The 6979-nt window shown below is 63.5% G+C and carries 6 protein-coding genes; 4 read left to right on the top strand and 2 right to left on the bottom strand.

What is annotated here, in order from left to right; genetic code table 11:
* Window positions 1-466: 466 nt before the first annotated feature.
* On the top strand, window positions 467-916 hold the full coding sequence (locus QYH69_RS28800) for a hypothetical protein (protein ID WP_083615197.1): 450 nt from the start codon (window positions 467-469) through the stop codon (window positions 914-916).
* A gap of 335 nt (window positions 917-1251) precedes the next feature.
* On the opposite strand, the gene QYH69_RS28795 is transcribed toward QYH69_RS28800, so the two are convergent.
* The gene (locus QYH69_RS28795) at window positions 1252-2814 is read right to left on the bottom strand and encodes a YifB family Mg chelatase-like AAA ATPase (protein ID WP_308835092.1); all 1563 of its coding nucleotides are present in this window, start codon (window positions 2812-2814) and stop codon (window positions 1252-1254) included.
* 105 nt (window positions 2815-2919) lie between these two features.
* Window positions 2920-3174: an accessory factor UbiK family protein gene (locus QYH69_RS28790; protein WP_308835091.1), complete on the bottom strand. Its 255-nt coding sequence runs from the start codon at window positions 3172-3174 to the stop codon at window positions 2920-2922.
* Window positions 3175-3607: 433 nt separating this feature from the next.
* On the opposite strand from QYH69_RS28790, the gene QYH69_RS28785 reads away from it, so the two are divergent.
* The 3 genes from QYH69_RS28785 to gshA all read left to right on the top strand — a co-directional run bounded on the left by QYH69_RS28785 (window position 3608) and on the right by gshA (window position 6963).
* Window positions 3608-3946 (top strand): P-II family nitrogen regulator, encoded by a 339-nt coding sequence (locus QYH69_RS28785; RefSeq protein WP_006048089.1) that lies wholly within the window; start codon window positions 3608-3610, stop codon window positions 3944-3946.
* Between the two features lie 27 nt (window positions 3947-3973).
* On the top strand, window positions 3974-5428 hold the full coding sequence (locus tag QYH69_RS28780; protein ID WP_075155658.1) for an ammonium transporter: 1455 nt from the start codon (window positions 3974-3976) through the stop codon (window positions 5426-5428).
* 245 nt (window positions 5429-5673) lie between these two features.
* Window positions 5674-6963 (top strand): glutamate--cysteine ligase, encoded by a 1290-nt coding sequence (gshA, locus tag QYH69_RS28775; protein WP_075155659.1) that lies wholly within the window; start codon window positions 5674-5676, stop codon window positions 6961-6963.
* The last annotated feature ends 16 nt before the right edge of the window (window positions 6964-6979 follow it).

Below are 6979 nucleotides of genomic sequence, written 5' to 3'. Positions count from 1 at the left end.
CAAGCGGTCTTAGGAAGACAAAACATTCTACCAACTCCTTGGCTCACAGAACGACATGGCTACGATCCGACTTGAATCGGGCTGGTGCGTCGGGAAACAGTGTCTTGGCTCATGAGTCGGGATCTCTGGGGCGCACCGTGTGCGCGAAAGGGGCGGGCAGTGCGCCGCGCGGCTGTCATTGTAGCCTCATTCAGTATAGGAGGCAGTCCCGACCGTGCGGGCGGATAATGAGGTTTTCAGCGCAATTTCGACTGTCCTGTCATTCATGTTTCGCGTCAATTTCCGATCGCTTTCGCTTGCCCGCCTTCGTCCCCGTGCTTCCGGTCCCCAGTCTGCTGCATGGCTCCTGCGTCGCGGCGCGCGGCGTAGCCCGCTGGCGCGTTCATCGTGGTGCCGCGCCCTGTTGGTGACCGTGTGCGCCGCGGCGTTCGCCGCATGCTCGCCGACTTACGACTGGCGCACGATCATGAATAACGACAACGGCTACACTGTCGATCTACCCGCCAAGCCGAGCCTCGACGAACGGCAGATCGACATCGACGGCACGCCGATGAAAATGGACATGCAGACCGCCGAAGCTGGCGGAGCGGTGTTCGCGATCGGCACGGTGCAACTCCCCGACGACGACCCCAATACGCAACGTGCGGCGCTCGAGTTCCTGCGCGCGGGCCTTGCACGCAATCTGGGCGCGGCGCCCGACGCGCACGCGACGATGATCCCACTGGCGGTCGGCGGCGACGTGCCGGGGCTCGAAGTGACATTCAGCGGCGCCGCCGGCCCGAAGAAAGAGGCGCGCATCATGCATGCGCGCCTTGTCGCAAAGGGACGGCACGTGTACCAGGCGGCTGTCGTCGCGAAAAAAGAGTTGCCGCCGGAGCAGCTAGATCAGTTCTTCCAGTCGTTCAAACTGTATTAAGAGCGGTAAATGCTCCGCCGCACGGCGCCGACCGAGCAGCGCCCGGAGTGAAAGTTTCTTCGTAGCTAGCGTCTGTAATCGATGGATTTCAATGAAGTTTTCGGGTTACCCACAGGACTTGTGGATATCTTTGTTGAGAACTATGCGCGGTAGGCCGCACAAGCCCGCCCAGCGGGCCTCGGGTTATTTTGCCCTGATTGTTGGCACTCGATAAAACTCAATAGAATCAAAGGACTTTGACGCCGGCCTCACAAGTCGCTTTCAGTTGTATCTAAACGTATCGGCGAGCGGTTCGTGTGCATAAGTCAAGTCTTGACACGCGTTTTTTGCTGAGATCACGCTGAGGCGAACACGCGCCGGTACTGCACGGCTTCCGCTATCTGGGACGCACTCGGTGTCTCGACGCCGGCGAGGTCCGCAATGGTTCGCGCTACTTTCAGCACCCGGTAATAGGCCCGCGCCGACCAGCCGAAGCGCTCGCCCGCTTCGCGCAACAGACTCTCGCCCGCGTTGTCGGGGCGACACACTTCGTCGACCTCGCGTCCGTCCAGTTCGCGGTTGGTCTTGCCCTGGCGCGTGATCTGGCGATCGCGCGCCTGCTGCACGCGAGCGGCGATCGTGGCGCTCGGCTCGCCGCTATCGGCGGCGCGCGCCGAAAGCTCCGCCGGCGACAGCGCGGGAATTTCGATCTGGATGTCGATGCGGTCGAGAAGCGGGCCCGACAGCTTGCGCATGTAGCGCGCCGCAATTTCCGGAGTGCACCGGCAGCGGCCGTTCGGGTCGCCGCGCCAGCCGCAAGGACACGGGTTCATGGCGGCTATCAGCTGGCACGCGGCGGGAAAATCGGCCTGCCAGGCGGCGCGTGAAATCGTGATGCGCCCGGCTTCGAGCGGCTCACGCAGCGTTTCGAGCACATGACGATCGAATTCGGGCAATTCGTCGAGAAACAGTACGCCCAGATGCGCGAGTGTGATTTCTCCAGGCCGCGGCGGATTGCGTCCGCCGACCAGCGCCGCCGCGCTCGACGAATGATGCGGCGCGCGGAACGGCCGTTGCCGCCATTGCGCCGGCGAGAAGCCGCAGAGGCTTGCCGACAGCAGTGCCGCCGAGGTCAGCGCTTCGTCGTCGGTCATCGGCGGCAGCAGGCCGGGCAGGCGCGCCGCGAGCATCGATTTGCCCGCGCCCGGTGGTCCGACCATCAGCACATGATGACCGCCTGCCGCCGCGACTTCGAGTGCGCGGCGCGCGCCGCGCTGACCGATCACGTCGGCCATGTCCGGCCTAGCAGCCGACGTCTGAGCGGACACCGGCGGGGTCGCGACTGGCCACAGCCGCGCGTCGGCGTCCCCCGCCAGATGCGCGCACAGCGACGGCAGATCCACCGCGCCGTATACGTCGACCCCAGGCACGAGCGCCGCTTCGGCCGCGCTCGCGGCAGGCAGATACAGCTCGGGAACGCGGTGCGCGGCATCGTTACCTTCGGTGGCGGCCAACGACGCGGCGCTGCGCGCGGTGCCGCACGCCATCGCGAACGCGCCGCGCATCGGCCGCAGCGCGCCGGTCAGAGACAGTTCGCCAGCGAACTCCCGGTGTGCAAGCGACTCGGCGGGAATCTGTCCGCTCGCGGCGAGTATGCCGAGCGCAATTGGCAGATCGAAGCGGCCGGACTCCTTCGGCAAATCGGCGGGGGCGAGATTGACGGTAATTCGGCGGACCGGGAAATCGAGTCCGCAGTTCTGCAAGGCGGCCCGCACCCGTTCGCGGCTTTCGCGCACTTCGAGATCGGGCAAACCCACTATCGAGAAAGAAGGCAAACCGTTCGCGAGGTGGACCTCGACGGTGACTTCAGGCGCGCGGCCAGCAGCCGGCGCGCGGCTCTTGACCACGGCAAGCGACATGTTTACTCCCGTCGGAACGCGCGGTCGTGGCCGCGCACTCCCATTAATACGCTGATGACGTCACGGCTCGCTTGCCGATGAAGTGCAGCTTGAGGAGGGGTTCAGTCAGGACGATTGGGTAACGGGCAGCTTCTGCTCGAGTTCGGCGACTCGCCGCTCGAGCTCTTCGAGCCGCGCACGCGTGCGCACGAGCACCTGGGTTTGGGTATCGAATTCCTCGCGCGTGACGAGATCGAGCTTCGAGAACCCTTGGGCCAGCATCGCCCTCACATTGCGTTCGACATCTTTGGCCGGTGAATTTTTGAGCAGGTCGCTCATGCGCGCCTGCAAATCGTTGAAGATGTCGTTCGGTTGTCTCATTGCGTTCCCCTTGTGCACAAATTATGTGCAAACGTCGTTACCTCAGTGCTTCGCGAGCGCCGATGTTCGTTGATGGTGCATCCCGCGCCGGCAAAGCACGCCGCATGTGCGAGACTGGTGCACATTCGCTGCGCACAGCCGTGCTGCATGCGTGCGGACACTCTAACAACGATCAACGCGCCGCGCCACCGTAGGCCGCCAACGCTGGCCGTTCGGACGAGTCTGCGCGCCGGTCGCGGCGAGAGCCTTGTGCGCCATGAACTTTACCCGTTCTGCGATGCAGCATGGCATGGAAGCTGCTGTTGTTGGCCCGCGCATCAATCGGGACGCCGATCGGCGCGCGGGCCCGCGGCTTCATTGGAGTGGCCGCCGACAGGCGAAAGGCACTAGAAAGCAGCACGCAACGGGTTGAGTCACTACAGCGAGGGATTTCATGAAACTGATTACCGCAATCATCAAGCCGTTCAAGCTCGATGAGGCGCGCGAAGCCCTGTCGGCGATCGGCGTCTCCGGGATCACGGTGACGGAAGTCAAGGGCTTCGGCCGTCAGAAGGGACACACGGAGTTGTATCGGGGCGCGGAGTACGTAGTCGACTTTCTGCCCAAGGTGAAGATCGAGGCGGCCGTATCGGACGACATCGTCGATCAGGCCATCGAAGCGCTCGAACGCGCGGCACGCACCGGCAAGATCGGCGACGGCAAGATCTTCGTCACGCCGATCGAACAAGTAATTCGGATTCGCACCGGGGAGACCGGCGCGGATGCCCTTTAGAAGAACAGTGACAAGAGGAAACCGGAAATGCGCAAACTTTTGATGTCCCTGCTGATGGTCGGCTCGCTGCTCGCAGCCGGCATCGGCAACGCCGTCGCGGATGACGCGTCGGCACCGGCCGCTGCATCGGCCCCCGATACGACCGCAAGCGCGCCGGCCGCGGATGCTTCCGCGGCGCCGGCCGCCAGCGCCCCCGCGGACGCGTCCGCTGCCGCCGCGGCAGCGCCTGCCGCACCGACCGCGCCGTTCTCGGTCGATTCGTCGAAGATCAGCTCCGGCGACACCGCCTGGATGCTGACCTCTACCGCGCTCGTGCTGTTCATGACGATTCCGGGCCTCGCGCTCTTCTACGGCGGCATGGTCCGCAAGAAGAACGTGCTCGCGACCGTGATGCAGAGCTTCGCGATCACGTGTCTCGTGACGGTGGTCTGGACCGTGATCGGCTACAGCCTCGCGTTCACGCCGGGTAACTCGTTCATCGGCGGATTCTCGCGGGTGTTCCTGTCGGGCATGAACTACATCAAGGGCGACAAGGCAACCACGCTGACCGTGAGCCACCTCGCGACGACGATTCCGGAATCGGTCTACTTCTGCTTCCAGCTGACCTTCGCGATCATCACGCCGGCGCTCATCACCGGTGCGTTCGCGGACCGTATGAAGTTCTCGTCGATGCTCGTCTTCATGACGCTGTGGTCGATTCTCGTCTACTCGCCGATCGCGCACATGGTGTGGGAACCGACCGGCTGGCTGGCTAGCGCGGGCATCCTCGACTTCGCGGGCGGCACGGTCGTGCACATCAATGCGGGTATCGCGGCGCTCGTCTGCGCACTCGTGCTCGGCAAGCGCACCGGCTACGGCAAGGACGTGATGGCGCCGCACAACCTCGTGCTGACGATGATCGGCGGCTCGATGCTGTGGGTGGGCTGGTTCGGCTTCAACGCCGGTTCGGCGGTGGCCGCCGACGGCCGCGCGGGTTTCGCGATGCTGACGACGCAAATCGCCACCGCGATGGCCGCAATGGGCTGGATGTTCGCCGAGTGGATCGCCAAGGGTAAGCCGTCGGTGCTCGGCATCGTGTCGGGCGCGGTGGCGGGTCTGGTCGCGATCACGCCGGCATCGGGCTTCGTCGGCGTGGCCGGCGCGCTCATCATCGGCCTCGTCGCAGGCGTGATCTGCTTCTGGTCGGCTACGTGGCTCAAGCACAAGCTCGGCTACGACGACTCGCTCGACGCGTTCGGCGTGCACTGCGTCGGCGGTATCGTGGGCGCCATCCTGACCGGCGTGTTCGCGGTCAAGGACATCAGCGGCCTCGACGCAAGCGTCATGCTGCAGGTCAAGGGCGTGCTGACGACCGTCATCTATTCGGGCGTGGTCAGCTTTGTCCTGCTGAAGGTGATCGATATGGTCATGGGCCTGCGCGTGACCGAAGAAGAAGAGCGCGAAGGTCTCGACGTGATCCTGCACGGCGAACACGTCGAATAAAACAACAGACGAATCTCAACCCGGATTTGACCAGAACCACCTGACCGGTTGGTAAGTGCAGCGACCTTAGCCCGCCTCTTCGGCGGGCTTTTTTCTTTCCACGCCATCTCGTAAATAGAGGATTTTCCTCACATTTTCCGCGATGGGAAGAATAGCTCCACCTGTGCCTTGCGATTGGAGAAAGCGTCCCCAGATGGGCCTAGCATTTGCTCTACAATCTTTCTTCTCCAGTCTGCGAGTGATCAATGGTTCCGCATCTAGTTACGGCGTTAAATGGTCCGCTGCTCGATCTCGAGCGGAAGATCCTCGACGCGACTCCCGCTATCGAGCGCTGGTTCCGGCTTGAATGGCAGGAGCACACGCCGCCGTTCTACTGCTCGGTCGACCTGCGCAACGCCGGCTTCAAGCTCGCACCGGTCGATACGAACCTGTTTCCGGGTGCGTTCAACGCGCTGCCGGTCGAAGTGCTGCCGCTCGCGGTCCAGGCCGCGATGGCATCGATCGAGAAGATCTGTCCGGATGCGAAGAACCTGCTCGTCATTCCCGAGCGCCATACGCGCAATGCGTTTTACCTCGAGAACGTCGCGCGGCTCGCGACGATCATGCGGCAGGCAGGCCTGAACGTTCGCTTCGGCACGCTCGATGAATCGATTCACGGCCCCGTCACGATTGCGCTGTCAGACGGGCAGAAGATCGTGCTCGAACCGCTCGAGCGCTCGCAGCGCCGGCTCGGCCTGAAGAATTTCGATCCGTGCTCGATCCTGATCAACAACGATCTGTCGGGCGGCATTCCGCCCGTGCTCGAGAATCTGCACGAGCAATATCTGTTGCCGCCGTTGCATGCGGGCTGGGCCGTGCGCCGCAAGTCGACGCATTTCTCGTGCTACGACGACGTCGCGAAGAAATTCGCGAAGATGGTCGAGATCGACCCGTGGATGATCAACCCCTATTACGCGCACGTCGAGGGTGTGGACTTCGAAGCGCGCACCGGTGAGGAAGCGCTCGCGGATGCGATCGACGGCGTGCTGAAGAAGATTGCGAAGAAGTATCGCGAGTACGGTATCTCCGAAAAGCCGTATGTCGTGATCAAGTCCGACGCGGGCACGTACGGCATGAGTGTGATGACGGTGCACGACGCGTCCGAAGTGGCCGCGCTCACCAAGCGCGAGCGTACGAAGATGGCGGCGACGAAAGAAGGCCTCGAAGTGCACGACATGCTCGTGCAGGAGGGCGTTTATACGTTCGAGCGCATCGGCGAGGAAGTCGCGGAGCCGGTCGTCTACATGATCGACCGATACGTGGTGGGCGGCTTCTACCGCGCGCACGGCAGCCGCGAGCGCGACCAGAACCTGAACGCGCCCGGCATGCATTTCGTGCCGCTCGGCTTCGAGCACACCGCGCTGCCCGATGCGCATGCAAAGCCGGGCGCGGCGCCGCCAAATCGCTTTTACATGTATGGTGTCGTTGCGCGGCTGGGTTTGCTTGCCGCATCGCTGGAACTCGAGCGGACCGATCCGGAAGCGATCCAGGTCTAAGTCCGAGGTCCGGGTC

Origin of the sequence: Paraburkholderia sp. SARCC-3016 (assembly GCF_031119615.1) — a bacterium.
Taxonomy (GTDB): Bacteria; Pseudomonadota; Gammaproteobacteria; order Burkholderiales; family Burkholderiaceae; genus Paraburkholderia.
This window is presented reverse-complemented; position numbering and strand designations above follow the sequence as displayed.